At 38.8% G+C, this 21229-nt stretch carries 21 protein-coding genes and 1 pseudogene; 17 read left to right on the forward strand and 5 right to left on the reverse strand.

What is annotated here, in order from left to right; genetic code table 11:
• Nucleotides 1–145 precede the first annotated feature (145 nt).
• The 3 genes from ISX45_RS17715 (at nucleotide 146) to ISX45_RS17725 (ending at nucleotide 2511) form a co-directional block, all read left to right on the forward strand.
• Nucleotides 146–904: a threonine/serine exporter family protein gene (locus ISX45_RS17715; RefSeq protein ID WP_194519538.1), complete on the forward strand. Its 759-nt coding sequence runs from the start codon at nucleotides 146–148 to the stop codon at nucleotides 902–904.
• Between the two features lie 18 nt (nucleotides 905–922).
• The gene (locus ISX45_RS17720) at nucleotides 923–1363 is read left to right on the forward strand and encodes a threonine/serine exporter family protein (protein WP_181557349.1); all 441 of its coding nucleotides are present in this window, start codon (nucleotides 923–925) and stop codon (nucleotides 1361–1363) included.
• Nucleotides 1364–1620: 257 nt separating this feature from the next.
• On the forward strand, nucleotides 1621–2511 hold the full coding sequence (locus ISX45_RS17725) for a transposase (RefSeq protein ID WP_194519539.1): 891 nt from the start codon (nucleotides 1621–1623) through the stop codon (nucleotides 2509–2511).
• Nucleotides 2512–2725: 214 nt separating this feature from the next.
• Here ISX45_RS17725 and ISX45_RS20370 read toward each other — a convergent pair whose 3' ends face one another.
• The gene (locus tag ISX45_RS20370; RefSeq protein ID WP_407649671.1) at nucleotides 2726–2995 is read right to left on the reverse strand and encodes a tyrosine-type recombinase/integrase; all 270 of its coding nucleotides are present in this window, start codon (nucleotides 2993–2995) and stop codon (nucleotides 2726–2728) included.
• A 121-nt stretch (nucleotides 2996–3116) separates the two neighbouring features.
• Here ISX45_RS20370 and ISX45_RS17735 point away from each other — a divergent pair, with 121 nt between their 5' ends.
• Together ISX45_RS17735 and ISX45_RS17740 are read left to right on the forward strand one after the other, a co-directional pair.
• Nucleotides 3117–3911 (forward strand): M43 family zinc metalloprotease, encoded by a 795-nt coding sequence (locus ISX45_RS17735; protein WP_194519541.1) that lies wholly within the window; start codon nucleotides 3117–3119, stop codon nucleotides 3909–3911.
• Nucleotides 3912–4919: 1008 nt separating this feature from the next.
• Nucleotides 4920–5018, forward strand: a complete 99-nt coding sequence (locus ISX45_RS17740; protein ID WP_181557345.1) for a YjcZ family sporulation protein — start codon at nucleotides 4920–4922, stop codon at nucleotides 5016–5018.
• A gap of 717 nt (nucleotides 5019–5735) precedes the next feature.
• Here the strand turns inward: ISX45_RS17740 and ISX45_RS17745 are convergent.
• Nucleotides 5736–6284, reverse strand: coding sequence for a GNAT family N-acetyltransferase (locus tag ISX45_RS17745; RefSeq protein WP_181557343.1), 549 nt, complete (start codon nucleotides 6282–6284; stop codon nucleotides 5736–5738).
• 476 nt (nucleotides 6285–6760) lie between these two features.
• Here ISX45_RS17745 and ISX45_RS17750 point away from each other — a divergent pair, with 476 nt between their 5' ends.
• Both ISX45_RS17750 and ISX45_RS17755 read left to right on the forward strand, forming a co-directional pair.
• Nucleotides 6761–7015 (forward strand): hypothetical protein, encoded by a 255-nt coding sequence (locus tag ISX45_RS17750; RefSeq protein ID WP_194519542.1) that lies wholly within the window; start codon nucleotides 6761–6763, stop codon nucleotides 7013–7015.
• A gap of 236 nt (nucleotides 7016–7251) precedes the next feature.
• Nucleotides 7252–7785: a hypothetical protein gene (locus ISX45_RS17755; RefSeq protein WP_194519543.1), complete on the forward strand. Its 534-nt coding sequence runs from the start codon at nucleotides 7252–7254 to the stop codon at nucleotides 7783–7785.
• 481 nt (nucleotides 7786–8266) lie between these two features.
• On the opposite strand, the gene ISX45_RS17760 is transcribed toward ISX45_RS17755, so the two are convergent.
• On the reverse strand, nucleotides 8267–9073 hold the full coding sequence (locus tag ISX45_RS17760; RefSeq protein ID WP_194519544.1) for a MerR family transcriptional regulator: 807 nt from the start codon (nucleotides 9071–9073) through the stop codon (nucleotides 8267–8269).
• Nucleotides 9074–9717: 644 nt separating this feature from the next.
• Between ISX45_RS17760 and ISX45_RS17765 the strand changes: the two genes are divergently transcribed.
• From ISX45_RS17765 to ISX45_RS17795, 7 genes and pseudogenes are all read left to right on the forward strand, one after another.
• Complete coding sequence (locus ISX45_RS17765) at nucleotides 9718–10194, forward strand: GNAT family N-acetyltransferase (RefSeq protein ID WP_181557340.1); 477 nt, start codon at nucleotides 9718–9720, stop codon at nucleotides 10192–10194.
• Nucleotides 10195–10513: 319 nt separating this feature from the next.
• Entirely contained in the window at nucleotides 10514–10690 is a 177-nt protein-coding gene (locus ISX45_RS17770; RefSeq protein WP_194519545.1) for a hypothetical protein, read from the forward strand.
• Nucleotides 10691–10993: 303 nt separating this feature from the next.
• Nucleotides 10994–11506 carry a PepSY-associated TM helix domain-containing protein gene (locus ISX45_RS17775; RefSeq protein ID WP_194519546.1) on the forward strand — a complete coding sequence of 171 codons (513 nt, stop codon included), beginning with the start codon at nucleotides 10994–10996 and terminating at the stop codon, nucleotides 11504–11506.
• Nucleotides 11507–11633: 127 nt separating this feature from the next.
• Nucleotides 11634–12857: a S1C family serine protease gene (locus tag ISX45_RS17780; RefSeq protein WP_194519547.1), complete on the forward strand. Its 1224-nt coding sequence runs from the start codon at nucleotides 11634–11636 to the stop codon at nucleotides 12855–12857.
• An 839-nt stretch (nucleotides 12858–13696) separates the two neighbouring features.
• On the forward strand, nucleotides 13697–14047 hold the full coding sequence (locus tag ISX45_RS17785) for an Mpo1-like protein (RefSeq protein ID WP_194519548.1): 351 nt from the start codon (nucleotides 13697–13699) through the stop codon (nucleotides 14045–14047).
• Nucleotides 14022–15068: a class I SAM-dependent methyltransferase gene (locus tag ISX45_RS17790; protein ID WP_194519549.1), complete on the forward strand. Its 1047-nt coding sequence runs from the start codon at nucleotides 14022–14024 to the stop codon at nucleotides 15066–15068. The genes ISX45_RS17785 and ISX45_RS17790 overlap by 26 nt, the downstream gene beginning before the upstream one ends.
• A gap of 123 nt (nucleotides 15069–15191) precedes the next feature.
• Nucleotides 15192–15600, forward strand: a pseudogene (locus ISX45_RS17795) (RDD family protein).
• A 323-nt stretch (nucleotides 15601–15923) separates the two neighbouring features.
• On the opposite strand, the gene ISX45_RS17800 reads toward ISX45_RS17795, so the two are convergent.
• Nucleotides 15924–16151, reverse strand: a complete 228-nt coding sequence (locus tag ISX45_RS17800) for a hypothetical protein (RefSeq protein WP_194519550.1) — start codon at nucleotides 16149–16151, stop codon at nucleotides 15924–15926.
• A 75-nt stretch (nucleotides 16152–16226) separates the two neighbouring features.
• Here ISX45_RS17800 and ISX45_RS17805 point away from each other — a divergent pair, with 75 nt between their 5' ends.
• The 3 genes from ISX45_RS17805 (at nucleotide 16227) to ISX45_RS17815 (ending at nucleotide 20228) form a co-directional block, all read left to right on the forward strand.
• A complete protein-coding gene (locus ISX45_RS17805; RefSeq protein ID WP_194519551.1) occupies nucleotides 16227–17324 on the forward strand; it encodes a nitric oxide synthase oxygenase in 1098 nt (365 codons plus the stop codon).
• A gap of 277 nt (nucleotides 17325–17601) precedes the next feature.
• On the forward strand, nucleotides 17602–19728 hold the full coding sequence (locus ISX45_RS17810; protein ID WP_194519552.1) for a PAS domain-containing sensor histidine kinase: 2127 nt from the start codon (nucleotides 17602–17604) through the stop codon (nucleotides 19726–19728).
• A 74-nt stretch (nucleotides 19729–19802) separates the two neighbouring features.
• Entirely contained in the window at nucleotides 19803–20228 is a 426-nt protein-coding gene (locus ISX45_RS17815; RefSeq protein WP_194519553.1) for a DUF2935 domain-containing protein, read from the forward strand.
• Nucleotides 20229–20260: 32 nt separating this feature from the next.
• Here the strand turns inward: ISX45_RS17815 and ISX45_RS17820 are convergent, their stop codons facing one another.
• Nucleotides 20261–21127, reverse strand: a complete 867-nt coding sequence (locus ISX45_RS17820) for an NAD(P)-dependent oxidoreductase (protein ID WP_194519554.1) — start codon at nucleotides 21125–21127, stop codon at nucleotides 20261–20263.
• Nucleotides 21128–21229 lie beyond the last annotated feature (102 nt).

The raw sequence follows: 21229 nt of genomic DNA on the forward strand, positions 1-21229 counted from the left end.
GTAACGAAAAAAATCGGTCCATGAGGCCGATTTTTTTCGTTGTGAAAATGTTTTAAAAACTATGAAACATCATATTTAAATTGCTAACACTGGCAAATTTCATTAAACTGTATGCATGAAGGTTTACGTAGTTGGAGCGATTAGAATGGAAAATCAAACGAGTTATACAGATAAAGTAATGGAGCTATGTCTGATGGCTGGGAAAATTATGCTTGAGAGCGGGGCTGAAACGTACCGGGTTGAAGATACAATGATGAGGATTGCTGCCTCTTTTGGCATTCGAGAATCCCACAGTTACGTAACACCGACGGGGATTATTTTTTCAATTGAAGGAGAACTGACAAAAACAAAACTCATTCGGGTTACAGAAAGAACGACTGACCTTGAAAAAATAGCAGAGGTCAATAGTATATCGAGAAAAATTAGCAGCGGGGATTTATCACTCGATGAGGCATATCAATCTTTGAAGGAGATTGAATCAGCCAGCCTTCAATATCCTTTTTGGCTGCAAATAACCGCTGCTTCGATTGCAAGTGGCTGTTTTTTAATTATGTTTAAAGGAGAATGGCGGGACTTTATCCCGGCAATGATTGCCGGCGGTGTCGGCTTAGTATGCGTCACCTATTTTCATCGGCTTGTGCCGATAAAATTTCTGGCTGAATTTCTCGCAGCATTTATCATCGGCTTTCTGTCTGTTCTGTTTGTAAAAATAGGATTTGGTTATCAGCTCGATAAAATTATTATCGGTTCGGTTATGCCTCTTGTACCAGGGCTTTTGATTACGAATGCTGTCAGAGATTTAATGGTAGGTCACTTAGTTTCCGGCTTGTCAAAAGGAGCCGAAGCGTTTTTAACTGCTTTGGCAATTGGGTCAGGAATAGCAGGGATTTTATCATTTATGTAGGAATGGGGAGGAAGCAATATGGTTATTATCGAACAACTGGTTACCAGTTTTATTGCTTCTGCGGGCTTTGGCATTATCTTTAATGCCCCGAAACAAACTCTAGTAAAATGCGGTCTGGTCGGTATGAGCGGATGGATTATTTATTTCATAATGGAAACTAATGGTTTCGAGCCAGTGGCAGCAACTTTAGCCGCTTCATGCTTCATTTCGGTAATTAGTCAAGTTTTCGCGAAAATGTACAAGACCCCTATCATTATTTTCAGTGTAGCGGGAATTATTCCACTTGTACCAGGTGGATTGGCATATGATGCGATGAGAAATTTTGTTCAAAATGATTATAATTCTGCTATCAATCTAGTTGCAAAAGCAACGATGATTTCCGGTTCGATCGTCATGGGACTTGTATTTTCTGAAGTCATTAACCAGATCATCAGGAAATCTAAACTAAAATGTAATTAAGAACAGTTAATACTAGAAAAGTGATGCAGGGTGTACATAACCCCTCTCAGGAAAACTCCTAAGAACATCATATCAAATGCCCTCTTTTTTCTGTCTACCCGTAGGGGATGATACCAAAGGGTGCTTTTTCCCTTCATTTTTATTTGAATGAACGTGTTGCAAAACGCATAATGGATGCATAAATGCACATAAAAAATCCACCACCTTGGAAATCATATACAGTGACCAAAACCAACTACCAAGGGGTGGACACTATCATGATTTCCAATTTAAACAAAGAACATGCATGGTCTTATGAAATCGATCCACTTTTAGCATCCTTATTTCGATATATCGACTCGCTGTCGTTGCCGGAGACACCGTATGTGACAGGAAGACCGCCGGTGTCGAAAAAATCTTTATTGAAATGTTTCTTTTTGAAAACCTATTTTTCCATTGATTCCTTGCGAAAATTAGTACGCATTCTGCAGCGTTTTCGCTGTTTTCAGCGGGCTTGCGGGCTTAGTGAAGTTCCTCATCTTTCTACGTTTTCCCGTGCGGCAAAGTGGTTTCGGGAACAGGGATTTCCTGTTTTTCACGCACAGCTGCTCAAAGATCTAGAAGTACGGTATCCCAAAATCGTGCTGATCGACAGCACGGCCCTTCGAAGCAGTCTTTACGATTCACAGGCAAAGTGGGGAGTGTCCACCCGATATCACTGGTTTAAAGGATATAAACTCCATCTCTGTACCACTACCGAGGGAATCATCTTATCTCACGTGTTGACCACAGCGAACCGGAATGATGCGGCAGTGGCACCAGAATTGCTTGCTTCTTTGGGGCAATGGGATATTGAGTTCGTGTTAGGGGATGCCGCGTATGACAGCGAAAAGGTTCGACAAACTGCTGAGCAAGCAGGAATCTTATTCATTTCCCCCATCAACCGCCGCAATAGCAAGGAACGAAAAGATGCCTATGGCCGGGTTCTTCCTGTCTTGTTGAAAACGAGATTTGGCCAATGGCTGTTTGGGCTTCTCCGCGAGATTGAACGGGTATTTAACGAGCTAAAGAGTGATGGGGTGGAGCAACCCCGATGGTATGGATTTCATCGATATTTACTGCATGTGTTATGTTGCATCCTTATGCATAACTTCGAGTTTTTACTCTAGTTTTGCAACACCATCTTGAATTAATGTCAATTCTATACGTACTATTAACTCAACACATGTGGAATGTGTGGCTCAATTAACATTGAAATAAAAGGATTTTTAAAGAGGTTAGGTAGTATTTGACCACATTTGTGCTACCTAGCCTTTTTTGTATAAAATTATCGAATGTATGTACGGTTCTTCTTCGATTTCTTTCGTTGCGTGGGCGTACACGTCACCAGTTGTTTTGATGAAGACATGTGCATTTTTTTAAGTCAGCGCCTACCTCGAGAAGCAAGGTAGCATGAGTATTTCTTAAATCATGAAAACGTACTTTCTTAACTCCGGCTGCTTTGTTTGCCCGGTTAGATACATGTGTTAGGGTGCACGGAAAAATCGATTTTCCTGTTTCGCGTGCAAAAACAAAGTCTGTATCCTCATACTGATTTTCCACAATCAATTTCATTTCAGTCTCATTGGCTTTATATTGATTCAGTTCATGCATACTTATGTATAATTGGCACTAATTTTTTAACAAATAGAAATCAAAGATCTTATAAATATTTCATCGTTACTCATAATAAAAAACAATAAAAGTTCTATAAAATACGGAGGGACCATCTATCATGTTTGAATGTTTAACCACAATTAATGAGGAAAAAATGAAGATTGTTGAAGAGCGTATATCACAACACTTTCAGTTATATACAAATTTTTCTATGAATAGTCCAATTAGATTGTATGTTCGTTTCGTTTTTGTGCACGATGGGATGAATGGAATCATATCTTCTGACAAAAGAAGAAAAGTAGTAAATGCTTTGGTCAAAGCCTTCTCTTCTCGTTTTGTATTTAATCATATTGATTTGAACGACCAAGGACTATATTGTCCGGATTATTTTAGATTATTGAAGGACAGTGAAGAGGAAAGATATATTAAAACAAAGACACAACGAGACCCTAATGTTTATTTGCATATTTACTCTGCAGATACCTTTGATGGTGCTAAATATAGAAACTGGTCTTCTTTTCCATGGGAATTAGAGGATGATCCAGTAATGGATGGCGTGGTAGTCGATTATAGAAATATTGAAAATGAAGAATCATATCATTGGATCATTCATGAAGTAGGTCATTGGTTTGGTCTTGTTCATACATTTGAAAATGGATGTAATCTTCCTGGTGATTATGTTGACGATACAGAAGCTCATAGTGATGAAATTAGGGGATGTCCTCCAGAAGGAATACACAATGCTTGTCCCGGAGAAAAAAGAGCTCCTATTAATAACTACATGAATTATACCGATTGTAAAGATACATTTACACTAGGACAAATAGAAAGGATCTTTAGAGTTACGAAAGTCTATAGACCTAAGTTATTAGAACCGGAAGTTTGTATACCACCATGTCCTCCTCCTATGTAGAGAGCCTTTTATTACGAGAACATTCATTTATCGATTAATCATCATATCAATCATCATAAAAAGAGCGTTTGGACCCTAAAGAGGTTCGATACGCTTTTTTATTAACAGATGAGGAAAATGGCTGAAACATGACATCTCCTTATTCAACCAATCAACACTGAAAATTAACAGGGCCTATTATTTAGAAAAGGAAAGAATAAGTAAGGGCAGTATGGACAGAAAAATTCATTCATAAAAAGAGTATTCTCGCTCAGGTTTAACATTAAAAGAGCTAATTCTGCATTGGACCGCGATAAGACGATTATAGAAGCTAACGGTTGCGCTTTTACTCACATTTCCGTTAACATTATTCCTCTTGATGAAGTGGCTTACCGAGTCAATGGTGCACTATCGCGGTGTTCTAGAGTTGGTGACGAACGTCAATTTTTTTCTCTTGGAGTGGAAATATGTGTTGAAAAGGATGGCACTTTCCATCCAGATGCAATTGCTCGGACAGAGGATGTGTTTGTGGAATTTTGCAAGAGTTTAAGCTGGGACTGATTAAAGAGATTGTTAGACACTACCGCATCGCGCATAAACATTGCCCGGCACCTTGGGTTAAAAGATTCTAAAGCGTTCGAAGACTTTAAAAGCATGTTCAAGAGATATTAAAGCAAGTAGACACAACTAAGGCATACAATCAAATCCCCACTACAGCGTTACAAAAGTTCAACAATATCAAAAATCCCAATCTAATTTGTGTCGGACACAAAATCAAACTGAACTATAACGTTTGGCAGCGGCAAGCTGGGATTAGATCAGAACTAGATCTGAGCTCTTTTAGTGGTAATATCCCACTATACATAAATGGATTATTAGAAACATAATTAAATAGTATTCTATTAGATAAACGTGGAATTTTCTTATCAGTTGATGAGTTGATCCAATCCACCTCTGTCTTAAGAACATACTTTAAAAGTAGGGATAGCAATTAGCCATTCCCCCTATACTCGATGGGAGGTGTTATATATGAGTGATGGAATTCGCGGCGCTTTTGCCTTAGTTGTTGTCTTATTCGTCTTACTTATCATTGTAGGATGTTCTTGTTCAGGTCTAGGCGGTTATTAATTCTCCGCAAGGTGACATTAAAATACTCTCTTAGATTTAACAGAAATAGTTGGTTTTGCTTATTGAAAAGAAAAAGGACAGATTTTTAATGATCTGTCCTTTTTCGAAACATTTACTTGGACAAACATTTATGAGCAGTAAGTCTATCATCTAGTATACCGACTAACGTAAAATCACTGTATTCTGCGGCTCCTATAAGGTACCTTTATTCACAAAAATGGATAAGACTCGTTCATGTACCTCCTGTCCAAAGTCTTCTATGTCAGAAAGGAGGAATAAAGTGGAACATTTAGTCCGAAGATATCAGGGAGAGCCTGTTGAGGTGATAGATCGCTATGGAAGGGTTCATAGAGGAGTGATAGACGGAGACCCACCACCAGGAGGAATGTTTCTTCGTACCGGCTTTGGAAGAAGATTTATCCCATTTTTCTTAATCGCTTCTCTGTTTCTTTTAAGATTCGGAAGACGGCGCGTTTTCTAAAAAGAAAACTAAAAGTCTTTGATTCATCATTTGAATTCTCTGTCCTCGATTCGCCAAATGAATAAATGATCAATGGATGATTTAATCAACCTCATCATAGTTTCTTTCCAGCTTGTCAATTTTGTCGGCAAGCTGGAACCCTGCGTTTGAAGTGACCCCTGTCTACTTGACAGGGGTCACTTCATTTGGGGTCAGCCATTTTTGTAACAAAGAATAGGAAAATTGGGGCGTTCTGGTCATTCTGAATCATTTGGATTCACGATAGCGAAGTGTAAATGATCTTCCCACCTTCCGTTAATCTTCACGTTCTTCTTGGAAAGCCCCTCCTTATGGAATCCTGCCTTCTCCAAAACTCGAATCGACCCGATGTTATGTGGCATGACCCCTGCTTCAATTCTGTGTAACTTGAGAACCTCAAAGGCATAGTCAACGACCAGACGCACAGCTTCAGTAGTATAGCCATGTCCGTTGTGCGAGCGATCTACATAATAGCCTAGCCAACATGTCTGTAAAGGACCACGGACCACTTCAGTCAACTCAATGATGCCAATCAGTTCATCAGTACCGATGAGGAAAATGCCGAACGTGTATTGCTCGTCTCTTTTCATCTTCGCCAAGCTGGTTTGGATTCGATTTAACTGATATTCCTCTGTATAGAACTCCTCGGTCCTATCTGGCGTATACCGTTGCCAAAATTCCCGGTTTCTACGGTGCATCTCTGCCAACGGACCCACATCTGTATCCTTTAAAAATCGCAAATAGATTTTGTGTCCCACCAAATTCACCTTTCTTCATCCCTTCTTTTCATATAAGCACCACAGGAATCCTGTGATGGATGGAGTATCTCGTCTCATAGAAATTGGCATTAGAAATGACACTTGAATTGGCATGCAATTGACACTCTTCATAAATTCTTTTTATCTTTCATCTTCGAGATCGTTCAAACTTCCTCCTGCTAAAGTGAATGACTTTATTTGAAAAGCCTTGTAAGGACAAAACAAATGGCATGCCGAATCAATTGCCAATCCGCACGTCATTTTGTGTGTCAAATGCCTGTTTTGCACCCCAAAACAGAACCCGTTAGCCATTTGGACAGGGCTTTTTTTATTCATGCGGGACAGAAATAGTGAGAAGGTGATGGATTCCTTATGCGAAATGGTCGATCGGTTGCGTTATAGTGACAATAATGTTTGTTTGGAGGTTGTGGAAATGACGGTGAATATACGCTTAGAATTGTTCGTGAAAGATTTGCAAAGATCTGTTGATTTTTACAAGAACGTCATTATCTTCTCAAAATGAAAACAGTGCTATGTTTAAAGCGGAAAATCTTAACTTACTTTTAACCCAGGAAGATGTGATTTTGAGTAACTACTATTTTAGTGAAATTAAAACATCTCGCAAAGGAAGGGGAGTTGAAATAATATTAGTAGTTCCAGATGTTCAAAGTTATTATCAACGTACATGCGAAATGCAAATTGAAGTGGAATCAGAACTAAAACAACAAGAATGGGAATGACAGATTTTCGTTTAACCGACCAGATGGTTACTATTTAAGAGTCACTTCACCTAAAAATTGAGGGTTTAAGAATGGTCAAAAAAAGCAGGGCAACCGTTCTGCTTTAGCATGGTGACAAAATAGAAAAAACATGCGGAAAAAGGGATGAATTAGAACCTCAACAAAAAATATATAAGGAGTTTATCAAGATGGAAAATATGATATAATTTATAAAAATATTCAAAAGAGGTGATAAAATGAAAAGAATCATTTTCTTTTTAATTTTATCTCTACTTTGGGCTGCTCCTTTCACAGCATTGGCAAAGGGGAATCAAGATATTACAGAAGCAGTTAATAAAGAATTCAAAAAAAATCTTACCTATTATAAAGATAATTCCGCTGAAATACTCGATAGTATAACAACTTCTGCCGAAATCACTGAAGGAGATACAAAACAAACAAAAAACATTAAGGTAGTATTGGCAGAAGGAAAAGAAGTTAGAGACAGCATTTTCTATTTTGATGTAAAACAGATATACTATTATGACTTAGATGATCAGAAGCTTATCGATTCAGTTACAAAGAATGCTCAAATAAAAAATTTTGAGAAAAAATACAAAGATGAAGTTGGAAAGCAGATAAATCCTTTTTCACTTGCTATTTTTATGATCGCACTTTTTATCACGATTATTGCTCCCCCTGTTTTCGGAACTTTATTCAATAAAAACTCTTCATCTTTGTCATATAGATTGCAATTTGAACAAGCCAACGCTGGAATGTACAAAAATTAAGCTAAAATAAATAAAAGACGTTGAACAACTGCAAGCGGAGTTAAGAGAATCATGGAAAAATATCGCCCGTATGATGCAGAATAATGTAAGAGAACCCCTTCCCATTCGAGAGGGGTTTTTTAATATGTGTTGGAGGGGATTTGAAGTTTTTAGGTGTATAAAAAATAACGAGGAGGTCAGTCCATGCTCGAAATTGTTAATCGGCTGTGTTGCTTCGCTTGTTCAGAGGTCGTTGTAAAGTTATCAATACCATCATCCATCAAAAGTGTTACTATAAACTCCTAAATCATCAACTTCCTATTAAAAAAGTGAGGGCTCGTTTAGGAATGCTTCTGAAATATCCGTTTTTTATTTGGATATTCGGATGAAATGATGGAACAGGCTTTATATTGGACAAAATTCCACCATTTAATTTTTCTTGGACTGTCGCTTTTCGTCAGTTGAATAAAAAGTCTTGATAATTTCGTTATTCAAGATTTGTTTATCCAATTTTATTCTTGTGATATATGATGCAAGCCTCCTTTATAAACTCTCTTTCATTAGCTGGAATTGTATAAATCTTAGGTTTCTCTCGATCTGGTAAGGAGTTAAAATTTTCCCAAGTCTTTTTCATCCCTTCCTTAATATCTGGGTCGTCTTGTGAGCGACGATGAATCATCTCCATTAAAAATTTTGCAAGTTCCTGCGCTTCTGGACTATCAGGACTGGCACCTTCTTTAACAAGTTTTGTCAATGATTCTCTAAATAATTGATATTGATTTATATGTTGTTTGTGGTCCTCTTCTGTCCAACCTTTAGCAGCTAATTTTTGTAACGCTTCTTTCGAATATGATTGTTTTACCAATTTTCTCATTGTCTTTCGTTCTTCAGTAGTGAGATATTGGTTGACCCATTCAGGTTTCATTTGTATCACTTGGATCGTATTTATAATGGAGTCGTAATCCATTTTATTTGACATTAAAGCATTTTCTACGTTTTCAATTGCTTCAATTATTTTTTCGATTTGAGCAATCTTCCCTTTCATCATTGCTTTCTGCTGTGTTAATCTTTTTTGCAAATGTTTAGCATCAGCTTTAAGAAAATCTTTAATTTCTTTTAGAGAAAACCCCAGAAACTTTAGAGATAGAATATATTGAAGTTGAATCAGATCTTCATCTGTATAAAGTCGATAACCTGATTGATTATACTTAGGGACTAACAACCCTAATTTATCGTAATAGCGCAGCGTTCTCACTGAAACAGAAGCCTTTCGAGCAAACTCGGTAATACGGTAAAAATTTCGATCCAAGCTGTTCCCTCCTTTCTATCTAAAGGATAAAGGATGACGTAATGTCATGGTCAAATAGTTTTTATAAAAGTTCTTTCCTATTCAATCAACCTACCAGATAGTGTGACAAGAAACTAATACCTTTAACCATGTAAATACACTTTCTGCTATAAAATCTGAATGCTGTTTTTTATTATTTTTGTTATATTTCGCGAAAAAGCCAGAAATATTATTACATAGTCAGGGCAGGGGGAATTTTTGTGTTGTTAAAAACCCTGACAAGATTCTTGTCAGAATATTGAAACATAATATACTCTAAAAATAGTTGCATGCACAAAAGTCCTCCATTCATAGCGTTAAAGGTGGCAAGGGTGGGGATTGATTTGAGTTCCATGTGGCATGAAGAGCTTGACCATCCTGATATGACTCTCATCTTCAGAAATGGACATCACGTCTTTGGGTACGTTTGAAAGCTTGAAGGCTGTTCTATCGCCCATCCATGGTGATCGTAATTTGCAGAGCTTTTCTCACATTCATCCGCTCCTCGTCTTTTTGTTAGGCGCAGTATAGACAGAAGGCTTGCATCTTTACACATGTTGAGAAATCAAATTGGGCTTATATTAGAATGAAAAACTTTAAAGGAGAGTTTTAGGAGAGGAAGTTAGATGAATTTTGTCATTCGGCTGTCAAATCCGGAGGATGCTTACTTAGTTCATCAAGTTATGATATCAGCTTTTGAGGAATATAGAAACATTGATGTTCCTTCAAGTGCACTTAATGAAACGGTATACTCGATACAAGAGGCAATCAAAAACGGCTCCGAAAAAGCCTTACTTTGTTTTGTTGATGGTCTTGCACTCGGTTCTGTCAGATTTAAAACTGACGAAAATACGCTTTATTTTTCTCGTCTATCTGTTTGCCCCCAGGCAAGAGGGAAAGGGATCGCGAAAACGATGCTAAAATGGCTTGAGAACTACGCACAAAAGCATGGAAAATCAGAAGTGTGGTGCAGAGTTCGCATGTCCCTTCCGCAAAATATACAGTTGTATCAATCAGTTGGATACACGGTTTATAAAGAAGAAGAAGTGATAAATCTTAACGGTTTTCCAGTAAAAACAGTAATTATGAAAAAAGAAGTTTAAAAGAAAGGAAATTCCGCCATAAGTGTTCCGTATGGAACCGATGCTCTATGGCTCTTACATCAAATTGGTACAACATCGAACCATTATTCGTATTTTCAAACTAAATCAAAGCCTAGAATAAGCTTGTCCTTCACGATCATAAAGGACAATTAGAATTACAATGAAACCTCCTCCTGTCACAGTGATGACAGGAGGAGGTTTTTAAAAGCGCTAGTTTACTTCTGAGAATTTGATGTACGTTATTTTTGCAATAGCTTCTTGAAAAAGGGAATGTCACCGCCTGGATTATAGCCACAAGCATTTGATCTAATGTTAACTCATGCAAGCCTATCTTTTAATCGCTCCGCATTTAGAACAAGGTACACCAACGGAAAGATTAATCGATAGAGAGAAATCTGTCAACGAAATTATTCTCTGTATTGACAATAAACAAATTGGAGGAATTAAAGAAAAGAAGCGAAACGCTCGAAATGAGCCTCAGACTTACCGTTTCTAGGTCTATGATAAAGTACAAAAAGAAATTGCCGAAGTTCACGACATCGATGCCTGTCCTCATTGAAACTGGAGATGAAGCATCGGTTTTTTTCGGCCTATAGGCAAGACAACGTGTTCATGATTTCGAAAATCATATGGAATATTGTATAACAAAGAAACGTTTGAATATGTCAAAAGTCGATCGACAAGTACGGAGTTGAGCCAATACCTGTGATATAAGCCTTTTACGCTTTTTTTATTTTTCACCATATTTTCACTTTTTTTCTTTATAATCCTACCTGAGATCGGACAAGGAGGAACGAATATGAAAAAGATGAGACAAGCGCATTTATGGATTGGATTAATTACATCTATTTTGTTGTTGATACAAGCTGTTACCGGGTTACTGTTGACAGAGCCATGGCTGATCGGACAGCAGTCGAGGGAGAGGTCGGCGTTTATGCAAAATATGGAGCAAGGTCAACTTCCAGCAAGCAGTACTCAACAAGGGCACTCTTCGCCAAGCACCACTCAAGAAGGTTCAGCTTCAGCAGGTACTATGGCACAACAAAACGGTTCATCAGGCATTGGTTTAGAGCAAGGAAGATTCGGACCGAGAGAAGGATTTCATGGAGAAGAGGGAAGTAATTCATTAGTCGGCATCATCCGTGGGCTCCATGAAGGACGGTTAGGAACAATAGATATTACATGGGCGATTGATATTGCTGCTATTAGTATGATTTTCTTAACGTTATCGGGTATTTATTTATCTGTAAAGCTGTTGCTGGCACAAAGAAGAAGTCGAAAGAAACGGACTTTGAATGTAGCGGAAGGGTAATAACAAATTTATTTGTGGAAAAAAGTGTAAGAAAAGTCATCTTGCGCTTTTTATTTTTCACCGTATTTTCACCGTTCTTGTTTAGAATGAGGGACAAATAAAACGAATGAGAAAGGGGATCTGTGAGATGGACATACAGCCATATGAAATGAATCATCAACCGAAAAAGCGGCGCTTTTTCCCATCGTTGTTTGCATCTGTTACAGGAGCTGTGTTAGGAAGTATTGCTACTCTTTATTTAGCTCCTATTCTAGGGATTCATGGAATCACTCCATCTACTCAAAGTGTTGAAAATAAGAAAACAGCAGTTGTCGAACAAAGTGCCACTTCTAACAGCACGTTGCCGCTTCAACCAACTTCAAGCAGCTCAAACAGCATGATCAATGCGATTGAAAACGTAACGGAAGCGGTCGTGGGAGTGGTAAATATTCAGCAACAAACGAATTTTTATTCAAATTATTCTCAAGATCAAGAAGCAGGCACAGGTTCAGGGGTTATTTTTAAAAAATCCGGAAATGATGCTTATATTGTGACGAATAACCATGTCATTGAAGGGGCCAATAAGGTGGAAGTATCTCTTGCGAATGGGGAAAGAGTGACAGCAGATATCGTCGGTACTGATCCATTAACCGACTTAGCTGTATTAAAAATCAATGGTCAGCATGTAAAAAAGGTAGCAAGTTTTGGGGATTCATCGAAACTTCGGATTGGGGAGCAAGTAGCGGCGATTGGGAATCCACTAGGACTAGATTTATCAAGAACTGTGACGGAAGGAATTGTTAGCGGAAAGCGAACAATTTCTGTTTCCACTTCAGCGGGAGAATGGGACTTAAACGTGATCCAAACCGATGCCGCAATTAACCCGGGAAACAGCGGCGGAGCGCTCATCAATAGCGCTGGGCAAGTTGTCGGCATTAATAGTCTCAAAATTTCGGAAGAAGGTGTGGAAGGATTAGGATTTGCGATTCCAAGTCAAGACGTCAAGCCGATTGTTGAAGAGTTATTACAATACGGAAAAGTGAAGCGGCCATATCTTGGAGTAGGATTGCAAGATGTAAGCGATTTTCCGTCAACGATTCGACTCGAGCAGTTGAACTTGCCAAAAGATGTAACGGAAGGGGTCGTTATTACGGCTGTGGAGCCTTCTTCTCCTGCGGCAGAAGCCGGACTTCAAGCAAAAGATGTGATTATAGCGGTTGATGGTACAAAAATAGATAGCGTTAGTACATTGAGAAAGTACCTATATACGCAAACCAAAGTCGGAGAGCAAGTCAACATAGAACTTTTGCGTGATGGGAAAAAAATCAATGTGTCTCTTAAGCTAAGCGAACGAGGGGAGAGCCAGCAGTAGTTATGGACAGACGTCCTAGCTAAAAAACGTGCCTGTCATCGTTACAATGACAGGCACTAAAGGTAACTCTCTCTCATGAAAGGAACGCTATAGTCAAGATTACACGGGACCTCTCTTTCTTTGCTTTTTCATTTCGAAAGAAGGATAAAATCCCGAAAGAGATTGGGTTAAGAAGAGAATACTGTTACATATAAGCGGTTAAATGCGGCATCAGATCAAATCATTGCATTCGGAATCATGTCTATTTTTCTATTGGATATCGGTAATATTTTTTGACTCTGCTAACTTAGGAATCTGTTTGATGAAGATTGTGGTGCAATGCTGATATACTGTAGTTTTCTTATAATTCTCTGCCTGCCTTTTGGATCGATAAAACTCTAAGCCAAGCAGAGAATAAGGGAGTGTGGCTGTAAATTCATTAGTTATAAGTTATAATCAACAAGGAAAAAAGGGGCTAGTTTCTTTAAATAGATATTTACACGTGACAAGCAATCGTAATTTTTGAATACCCCTATATTATTGGAAAGCAAGTATTGCTTCCGGGGAGGCTTAGGCATGGGTATTGTGGTGAACCATGCCCCTGACGAAAAGGACCGATAGGAAATAACAAAATAGCATATAAATTTGGCAAACAGCGGCATAGCTTTTCGCACCGAATAGAAAGCCGCTGTTTTATTTTTCATTTCTGTTTTGAAATTAAGTAAAAACAGGCAGGAACACAATGATGTCTGTACTGTCAAAGAGAAAAGCAAAATATAATGGAAGGGGAAAGGAATTTAGATATGAATGATGGAACGATAAATGAAAGCGTTTTATTTTTTGGGGGGAGGGAGAGAGCGATGGAATTTAAAGATTACGAGGAGTTTTGGCCGTTTTATTTGTTGCAGCACAGTAAAAGAGCGACAAGAGTATGGCATTTCATAGGTACAAGCTTTGTGTTTGTCTTTGTTTTGCTTGCAATTGTAACACTTCATGTCTGGTGGCTGCTTGCGGCTCCGGTCGCCGCCTACTCATTTGCTTGGTTTAGCCACTTTTTTATCGAAAGAAACAAACCTGCCACGTTTGGTCATCCGCTTTGGTCACTCCGCGCTGATTTTCACATGTATCGGCTGATGCTGTTTGGGCAATTGCAAAAAGAATTGGAGATGGTAAGGGGGCAATATTATGGAAATTCTTCAGTCGAACACTGACCACTATTTTTATTCCGAGGACGATTTTGGAAGGACAGAATTAACTCCCAGTTACCGCGTTGATTTGCGTAATCCAATGAACGAGCATCTAGACAAGTTTATTAACGCCAACATTGTGTCTGATTGGTCGCAGCTGACGTGGAAGGAAGTCGGAAAGCCATATGAGGTGAAAACAGTGGCGAAAGAAAAACGCGAATGGGAAAACGAAAACGGGCCAATGTCTGTGAAAAAGTCGTGGGAATTTTTTAACCGTTCGTTTCATGAATGGTTTGTAAAAGATGTGCCAAAAGAGATATCTAAAGCAAAACAGAAGGCATGGCGCTATTTATCTCGCTTTCAAATGAGCGAAGTGAAAAAGGCATTGGGAGAAACGTTGCGCCTTTCGTTATGGAATTATGCGCACCGGATCGAAGACGGAATTTGGGATCCGAGAGGAAAGCGGGCGCTTTTTGAAGGGCTTGATGTGAAGCGGCCCCGCATACTTTTTTTAGGAGCAGCAGAAGGATACGAAGCGATGCAGCTATATGCGATGTATCCCGGTGGAGAAGTGATTCTTGTTGATTATGATGAATTTTGCCGTACCGACCGCTTTGGGACATTTCCGGAAAGCTATCCGTTTTTAGGGACGAATCCAGCGACGGATCAGCCGAAAGTATGGTATAAGGATCAGATGAACATCCATTATATTGTTGACGATATTCGTAACTTACCATTTGATAAAGAATTTGATATTGTCATTAGCGTCGGATTGCTGGAGCATTTTCCTGATGAGCATAAACCCGAAGTGTTAGATTGGCACAGAAGGTTTCTGAAACCGGGCGGATATGTGATTATGACGACTCCTCGTTATCAATTAAAATCACTGCTTTTCTATAAAATTATGGCTGATGTCATGAACCATACGTACCGTGAGCTCATGGATATTCGGCAAATGGGATTGTATGTCTATGAAGGCGGCTTTGAAATTTTACGGCACGGTTTTATTAAAGTGCACAACGGAATTGTCGCCCGACCAAGATAAGTGGTTGTCAATATCGGAAGAAGCCGGTATGATAGGATTAAATGATCTTCCATGAATCAGGAATATTGGTAATGAATACATTGGTAGAAAGGGTTCAATGACTTCAGAGGGAGGCTATACATCATGGTGACAAAACCGGCTGGGTTTTGGAAAAGGTTTCTTGCGTCTATTTTAGATGGCATCATTATTGGTATTCCTTTAGCATTGATTAGTTATTGGATTACAGGGGATTGGGAAGGAGACGCTTTTACATCCATTGTAAATGTCTTATATTTTTGGATTGTTCCTGTTGTCTGGTCCGGGTATACAGTTGGAAAGAAAATGATCGGTATTCGTATTGTGAAAGTGAATGGGGAGAAGCTAGGATTTGGCGCGATGTTTTTGCGTTCGATTGTCGCATCCATTATTTACGGAATTACTTTCGGTCTTGCCCTTATTGTAAGTGCGATTATGGTAGCGGCTCGTGAAGACAAACGTGCTATTCACTCACGATTTCATCGCAGGGACATATGTGACCACAGAGCAGCCATAATCACAAACATCCATCGTTTTGTCTAGACAGATGTCGAGCAAGCGATGGATGTTTTTTATTTCTACAAAACTATTCTAAATAAATTCTGGATAAGGATGGCTTAAAAACTCGTGATGTGAGATGTCCCATCCGTATGCACCCGCACACTGAAAAAGGATGACATCACCAACACGGAGATGGGAACAATGTATCCCGGACTAAAACGTTGTTTGGAGTACACAGCTCGCCAGCGAATGTGACACATTCTTCTTGAATCGCAGGATGTTCAAATGGGTAGTCCCATGATCAATCGATATAATGGAACAAGGGTGATTCATTTTCCACTAGGCAGGTAAGCGTAAATGGTGAGTCCCGCTGCGGAGAATCACAAAATACCCTCCATGATTTTTCTCGATATATAACACTTCGGCAGCATAATAGCCATCATGAGACACAATGTATCGCCCTAGTTCAAAGATGAAGGCCACGGAGAAAATCGATGTAGGAGCATAATGAAATAATAGATCTAAAGTCGATACGCCCATCAGCGTGTCGCTTTTTATTTTGTTCAAACACAGTGATTTTTCCGTAGTCAGCTCTATGGTAAGATAAAAAAGTACAAAAATACAGTGGAAATTGAGGGAGTCATGTTGAGAAATCAAGAATGGTTGTGGAACGAAGCGGAGCGGTTTATTCATTTGTGCTATCAAGAGTTAGGTAAAAGCGAAGCAGAAGTGGAATCGCGCTTGCAGGAAATTCAACAAGAAATCCGTCGTACCGGCACGTATACCCATACGTATGAGGAACTCCAACATGGAGCGAGAATGGCATGGCGCAACAGCAATCGTTGCATTGGCCGCTTGTTTTGGCAAACGTTGCACGTATTTGACGCCAGACATTTAGAGAAAGAGGAAGATGTCGTCCAAAGTTTATTTCATCATATCGAGTTTGCCACGAACGGGGGGAAAATACGTCCAGCAATTACGGTGTTTAAACCAGCTGAAAAAGGCATGGAAAATGTGCGGATTTGGAATCATCAGCTGCTTCGTTACGCTGGTTATGAAACGGAAACCGGCGTTATTGGCGATTCTTCCTCGATTTCTTTTACAAAAGCATGTGAACGAATGGGATGGAAAGGAGAAAGAACCCATTTTGACATTCTGCCTTTGGTCATTCAAGTGAAGGGAAAGGAACCGAAATGGTTTCACATCCCGAAGGATATAATTTTAGAAGTTCCGATCGAACATCCTGAATTCCCTTGGTTTAAAGATTTACAGTTAAAGTGGTATGCCGTTCCCATTATTTCGGATATGAGTCTGGAAATCGGTGGCATTCGCTATACGGCAGCTCCATTTAACGGATGGTATATGGAAACAGAAATTGGTGCCCGAAATTTTGCTGATGATTACCGATACAATATGCTTCCGAAAATCGCTTCTTGCATGGGACTAGACATGAGCATGAACTCGACGCTCTGGAAAGATAAAGCGTTAATCGAGTTAAACATCGCTGTTTTATATTCTTATAAAAAAGCGGGCGTCAGCATTGTCGATCACCACACGGCATCGCAGCAGTTTAAGTTATTCGAGCAAAAAGAACAACAAGATGGCCGCCATGTAACAGGAGACTGGACATGGTTGATACCGCCTGTCTCCCCGGCGACCACCCATATTTTCCATAAAAATTATGACAATACGACCGTGACGCCAAATTATTTTTACCAAAGTCGACCTTATGAACCGTGATATTCTCATGTTATAAATGTCTGTCACCGCTTGAGTTTGAAAAAATTTGCGAAGTAACAGTGGATTGAAAGAGTTGAATTGTGAAGTCGAAGTTAGGTATACTTTTGGATATAAAAGATTGTCATCTGAAAGATGTGATGGAAGTGATTTCGAAGTTAGGCATATTTTTAGATATAAGGTAGGGTGCCCCTTTCTCTTAGATTTTTTGTTAAATCAGAGAATGCCCTACCTTTTTTCTTTTCGTGTTCTATTTATGAATGAGTTAAGGAGTAGCAATATGAAATGGTTTAAATCACAGATTTTTTGGAAAATCTATATCATTAATCTAGCCATTATCTGTACACTTTTAGGCTTAATGTTTATTGTATCACGTATCATATTACCGGAAATTTCAAAGGAACAATATCGGCAAGTTACTGATAAAACGGTTTTGCGCATGAAAGATCAGATTTCTCTTATTGCCAAAGACCTTCAAAGTCTTGAGAATTACGTTCAGTCGAATGAAAATTTTAAGTCGAATGATTTTAATCAACTTTCTAGGGGGTTAGCGAATATTGTTGATATTTCCCCTTATATTGATAGTGGTACGGTTCTGGATACAAATGGATATGTACGAGCTTTTTATCCGAATGACTTGAAACATTTGAAAAATTATAACCTAAGCAAACGGGAATATTTTCAGCAAGCACTCAAAACACAAAAAATTTATTTAAGCAATGTAGTTTCCGCGGATACAGGCCGATATTTGCTCGTTGTTTCAATCCCGGTCGTAAACGATCATAAAGAAGTCGAGCGAATAGTCAATTTATCGTTACGTATTGAAAATAATGAAATTTTTCAATCTATATTTCAAAGTTTTAAGATCGGGGAAAATGGGTATACGTTTATTGTTGATAGAAACGGAAAAATTATTTCTCATCCATCAAAAGAACGAATCGGGAAAGATGTAAGTCAAAATCCTATTGTAAAGAAGCTGTTAAAAAAGCAATCGGGGTATCAAGAAGTTACGAATACAAACGGGATTACTATGCTTGCTTCATTTGAGTATATCCCGATTTTAGATTGGGGAGTAGTAGCGCAAATACCGGCTGATGAAATTTATGAACCATATTTTGCATTTCAAAAATCATTATGGACGATTTCGCTTGTTGCCTTTATTGTTTTATCTATTCTTACTGCTTTATATGCACGGCAAATTATTCATCCAATCCGCAGATTATATCTTGCTGTAGATCAAGTGGCGAAAGGAGATTATAATCAACGGATAGAGAAAATTGACAATACAGAAATCGGAAAACTATCCAGTCGCTTCAATGAAATGATTCAGTATATTCGCCAGTCGAAAACGAATTTGCAGCTTAAAGAAGAACAACTGAAAGAACAGAAGGAATTTCTTCGTAAAATTATCGATATGAACCCAAGTTATATATATGCCATCGATAAGGAAGGAAATTTCACCCTTGTAAACGAATCGTTCGCTAAGCTTTTAGGAACAGAAACACAGCATCTTCTTGGCAAAAAGATCGATGATTTTCAGTTTAATATAGAATCTAATCCAGTTAGTGTGTGGGAAGAAATAGAGAAAATGAAGGAACGAATCGTTCTTGAAGAAGAGTTCAAAGATCAGGAAGGAAAGACTAGATGGGTAGAAACAGTGAGACTACCTATTTTCTCTCCAAATGAGGGAACCGATCAAATCTTATTTGTTTCTACTGATATCACAGAGCGCAAACAAGCGGAAGAATTATTGCGGAAATCAGAAAAGCTTGCGGTTGTGGGGGAGCTGGCTGCAGGAGTGGCCCATGAGATTCGAAATCCATTGACCTCTATCAATGGTTTTATGCATCTGCTAAAAGAAGAATGTGAAACACATAAACATTATTTTGAAATTATGGAATCGGAGTTGGAGAGAATTAACTTTATTGTTAACGAATTTTTGATGCTAGGGAAACCACAGGTGATGAATTTTCAGCGGAAGGATGTTTCTGTTCTTTTGAAAGATGTGATGACCTTGCTTGACGCACAGGCGATTTTAAATAATGTTAAAATGATTTCGGAATTTGAACCGAATCTTCCGCTACTTTATTGTGATGAAAATCAATTAAAACAGGTATTCATTAATATTATTAAAAATGCCATTGAGGCGATGACAAACGGTGGAGAGATTAAAGTTCAGGCGAAGGTGCAAGATAGTTGTCTTGTCATTCGCTTTATAGATCAAGGGTGCGGGATACCTAAAGACAGAATATCAAAGTTAGGAGAACCTTTTTACAGTACGAAGGAAAAGGGAACAGGTTTAGGATTAATGGTAAGTTATAAGATTATCGAAGCACATAACGGAAGTATTAAAATCGAAAGTGAAGTTGGTCAAGGAACTACTGTGGATATTATTTTTCCAATTTGAAAGTTATGGGAAATCATATCTTTTCCATCCTCCCCATATATTGAAATGAGAAGCGCAAGCGGGGAGATGGGATTATGCAGTTTTATTATGGTCAGCAAATGCCGCTTCGGATCTTGGATGAAGCTGAATTTTGGAAACATCAAGAAGAAGAACATACCGTTGTGATCCGCGAGCTTGTAGCAGGATTAGAAGAGCCGTATGTGGAAACACTTAAGAAATGGGAAGAAGTTCTTTCTGCGACACATCAACAAGTTGTGCGCTATATTGAATCGGTCACTCGTGCCGGATATTATTTGCCTGATCAGCTCTATAATCAAGTGTTGCAATTAGTGTCTTATTGTTTGCAGCAAAGCTTAGAATTTATCAAACTATGCCAACAGTTAAAAAACGAGAGTGCTGCTGTGAGTAAAAATCCGACCGCGAAAGTTGTGCTTAATCACATTATTCGTGAATCGGAATATTTTGTCGGTATTGCTCAAGTGTTGCTATATAGTAAGTAAAAGTAAATGCCTATCCTTGTTACGATAGGCATTTACTGATGTTTATGCGATAAGAATTGATAAATGGCGGAGAAATCTTTCTGATGGAATCCGTACTGTTTTGCCAAACCGTAAAGTTCTTTTGCAGCATTGACAAGTGGCAAAGAAACGTTATTTTCATAGGCAGCTTGTGAGATTAGTTGCAAGTCTTTTTGCATATGTTCAAGCGGAAACTCTGTGGCGAAATCGTTGCGAATAATTTTTTCTTTTTTCCCTTGTAGAAATGGCGCGGCACTCGGATTGTTTAAAAGTGTATTCACGACCGTTTCCTTATTGAGACCGAGCGCTTCACCGAGCGTGACAGCTTCAGCAAAAGCAGCCATAGACTCAGCAAGCAAGAGGTTGACGACGAGTTTCATTGCTGTTCCAGTTCCATTTGCTCCAAGATGGTAAATGGCTTTTCCCATCGCATTCAAAAGCGGTCTCACTTCTTCTACATCTTCTTGTTTTCCTCCGACAAAAAAGATGAGCTCTCCTTTTTCAGCGGGAATTTTTGAGCCTGAGACAGGAGCATCAAGAAAGCGGATGCCTCGTTGTTCTGCTTCTTTTGCCATTGCTCTCGTAAAAGAAGGGTGGACGGTGCTGCAGTCGATCCAAATCGCTCCTTTTGAAAGGGTATGAAGAAATCCATCTTCTCCGAGTGCGATAACCTCTACAGCGTTCGGGTGAGTCAACATGGTGAATACTATTTTTGCCTGATGCGCGACATCTTTTGGTGAGCCGGCCCATGTAGCGCCCTTTTCTAGTAGGCGTGTTGCTTTTTCTTTCGTCCGATTATAAACAATCAGTTCATAGCCTTTATCTAATAAGTTTTCTGCCATCCTGCTTCCCATAATACCTAAACCGATAAACCCGATCATCTATATCCCTTCTTTCGTTTTCGTTTATTATAGTTGTAAAACAAAAGATCTCTTATTGTCAAATATTGTTCTTGGCTGTTGTTTTTTATATTTATTGGTTCT

It is taken from the genome of Thermaerobacillus caldiproteolyticus, from assembly GCF_015326725.1.
GTDB lineage: Bacteria > Bacillota > Bacilli > Bacillales > Anoxybacillaceae > Thermaerobacillus > Thermaerobacillus caldiproteolyticus.

Excerpts from the sequence above, each read along its gene's own strand:
- ISX45_RS17715 (WP_194519538.1), top strand. The coding sequence starts at position 146 with ATGGAAAATCAAACGAGTTATACAGATAAAGTAATGGAGCTATGTCTG.
- ISX45_RS17720 (WP_181557349.1), top strand. The coding sequence starts at position 923 with ATGGTTATTATCGAACAACTGGTTACCAGTTTTATTGCTTCTGCGGGC.
- ISX45_RS17725 (WP_194519539.1), top strand. The coding sequence starts at position 1,621 with ATGATTTCCAATTTAAACAAAGAACATGCATGGTCTTATGAAATCGAT.
- ISX45_RS20370 (WP_407649671.1), bottom strand. The coding sequence starts at position 2,995 with ATGCATGAACTGAATCAATATAAAGCCAATGAGACTGAAATGAAATTG.
- ISX45_RS17735 (WP_194519541.1), top strand. The coding sequence starts at position 3,117 with ATGTTTGAATGTTTAACCACAATTAATGAGGAAAAAATGAAGATTGTT.
- ISX45_RS17740 (WP_181557345.1), top strand. The coding sequence starts at position 4,920 with ATGAGTGATGGAATTCGCGGCGCTTTTGCCTTAGTTGTTGTCTTATTC.
- ISX45_RS17755 (WP_194519543.1), top strand. The coding sequence starts at position 7,252 with ATGAAAAGAATCATTTTCTTTTTAATTTTATCTCTACTTTGGGCTGCT.
- ISX45_RS17765 (WP_181557340.1), top strand. The coding sequence starts at position 9,718 with ATGAATTTTGTCATTCGGCTGTCAAATCCGGAGGATGCTTACTTAGTT.
- ISX45_RS17770 (WP_194519545.1), top strand. The coding sequence starts at position 10,514 with ATGCAAGCCTATCTTTTAATCGCTCCGCATTTAGAACAAGGTACACCA.
- ISX45_RS17775 (WP_194519546.1), top strand. The coding sequence starts at position 10,994 with ATGAAAAAGATGAGACAAGCGCATTTATGGATTGGATTAATTACATCT.
- ISX45_RS17780 (WP_194519547.1), top strand. The coding sequence starts at position 11,634 with ATGGACATACAGCCATATGAAATGAATCATCAACCGAAAAAGCGGCGC.
- ISX45_RS17785 (WP_194519548.1), top strand. The coding sequence starts at position 13,697 with ATGGAATTTAAAGATTACGAGGAGTTTTGGCCGTTTTATTTGTTGCAG.
- ISX45_RS17790 (WP_194519549.1), top strand. The coding sequence starts at position 14,022 with ATGGAAATTCTTCAGTCGAACACTGACCACTATTTTTATTCCGAGGAC.
- ISX45_RS17805 (WP_194519551.1), top strand. The coding sequence starts at position 16,227 with ATGTTGAGAAATCAAGAATGGTTGTGGAACGAAGCGGAGCGGTTTATT.
- ISX45_RS17810 (WP_194519552.1), top strand. The coding sequence starts at position 17,602 with ATGAAATGGTTTAAATCACAGATTTTTTGGAAAATCTATATCATTAAT.
- ISX45_RS17815 (WP_194519553.1), top strand. The coding sequence starts at position 19,803 with ATGCAGTTTTATTATGGTCAGCAAATGCCGCTTCGGATCTTGGATGAA.
- ISX45_RS17820 (WP_194519554.1), bottom strand. The coding sequence starts at position 21,127 with ATGATCGGGTTTATCGGTTTAGGTATTATGGGAAGCAGGATGGCAGAA.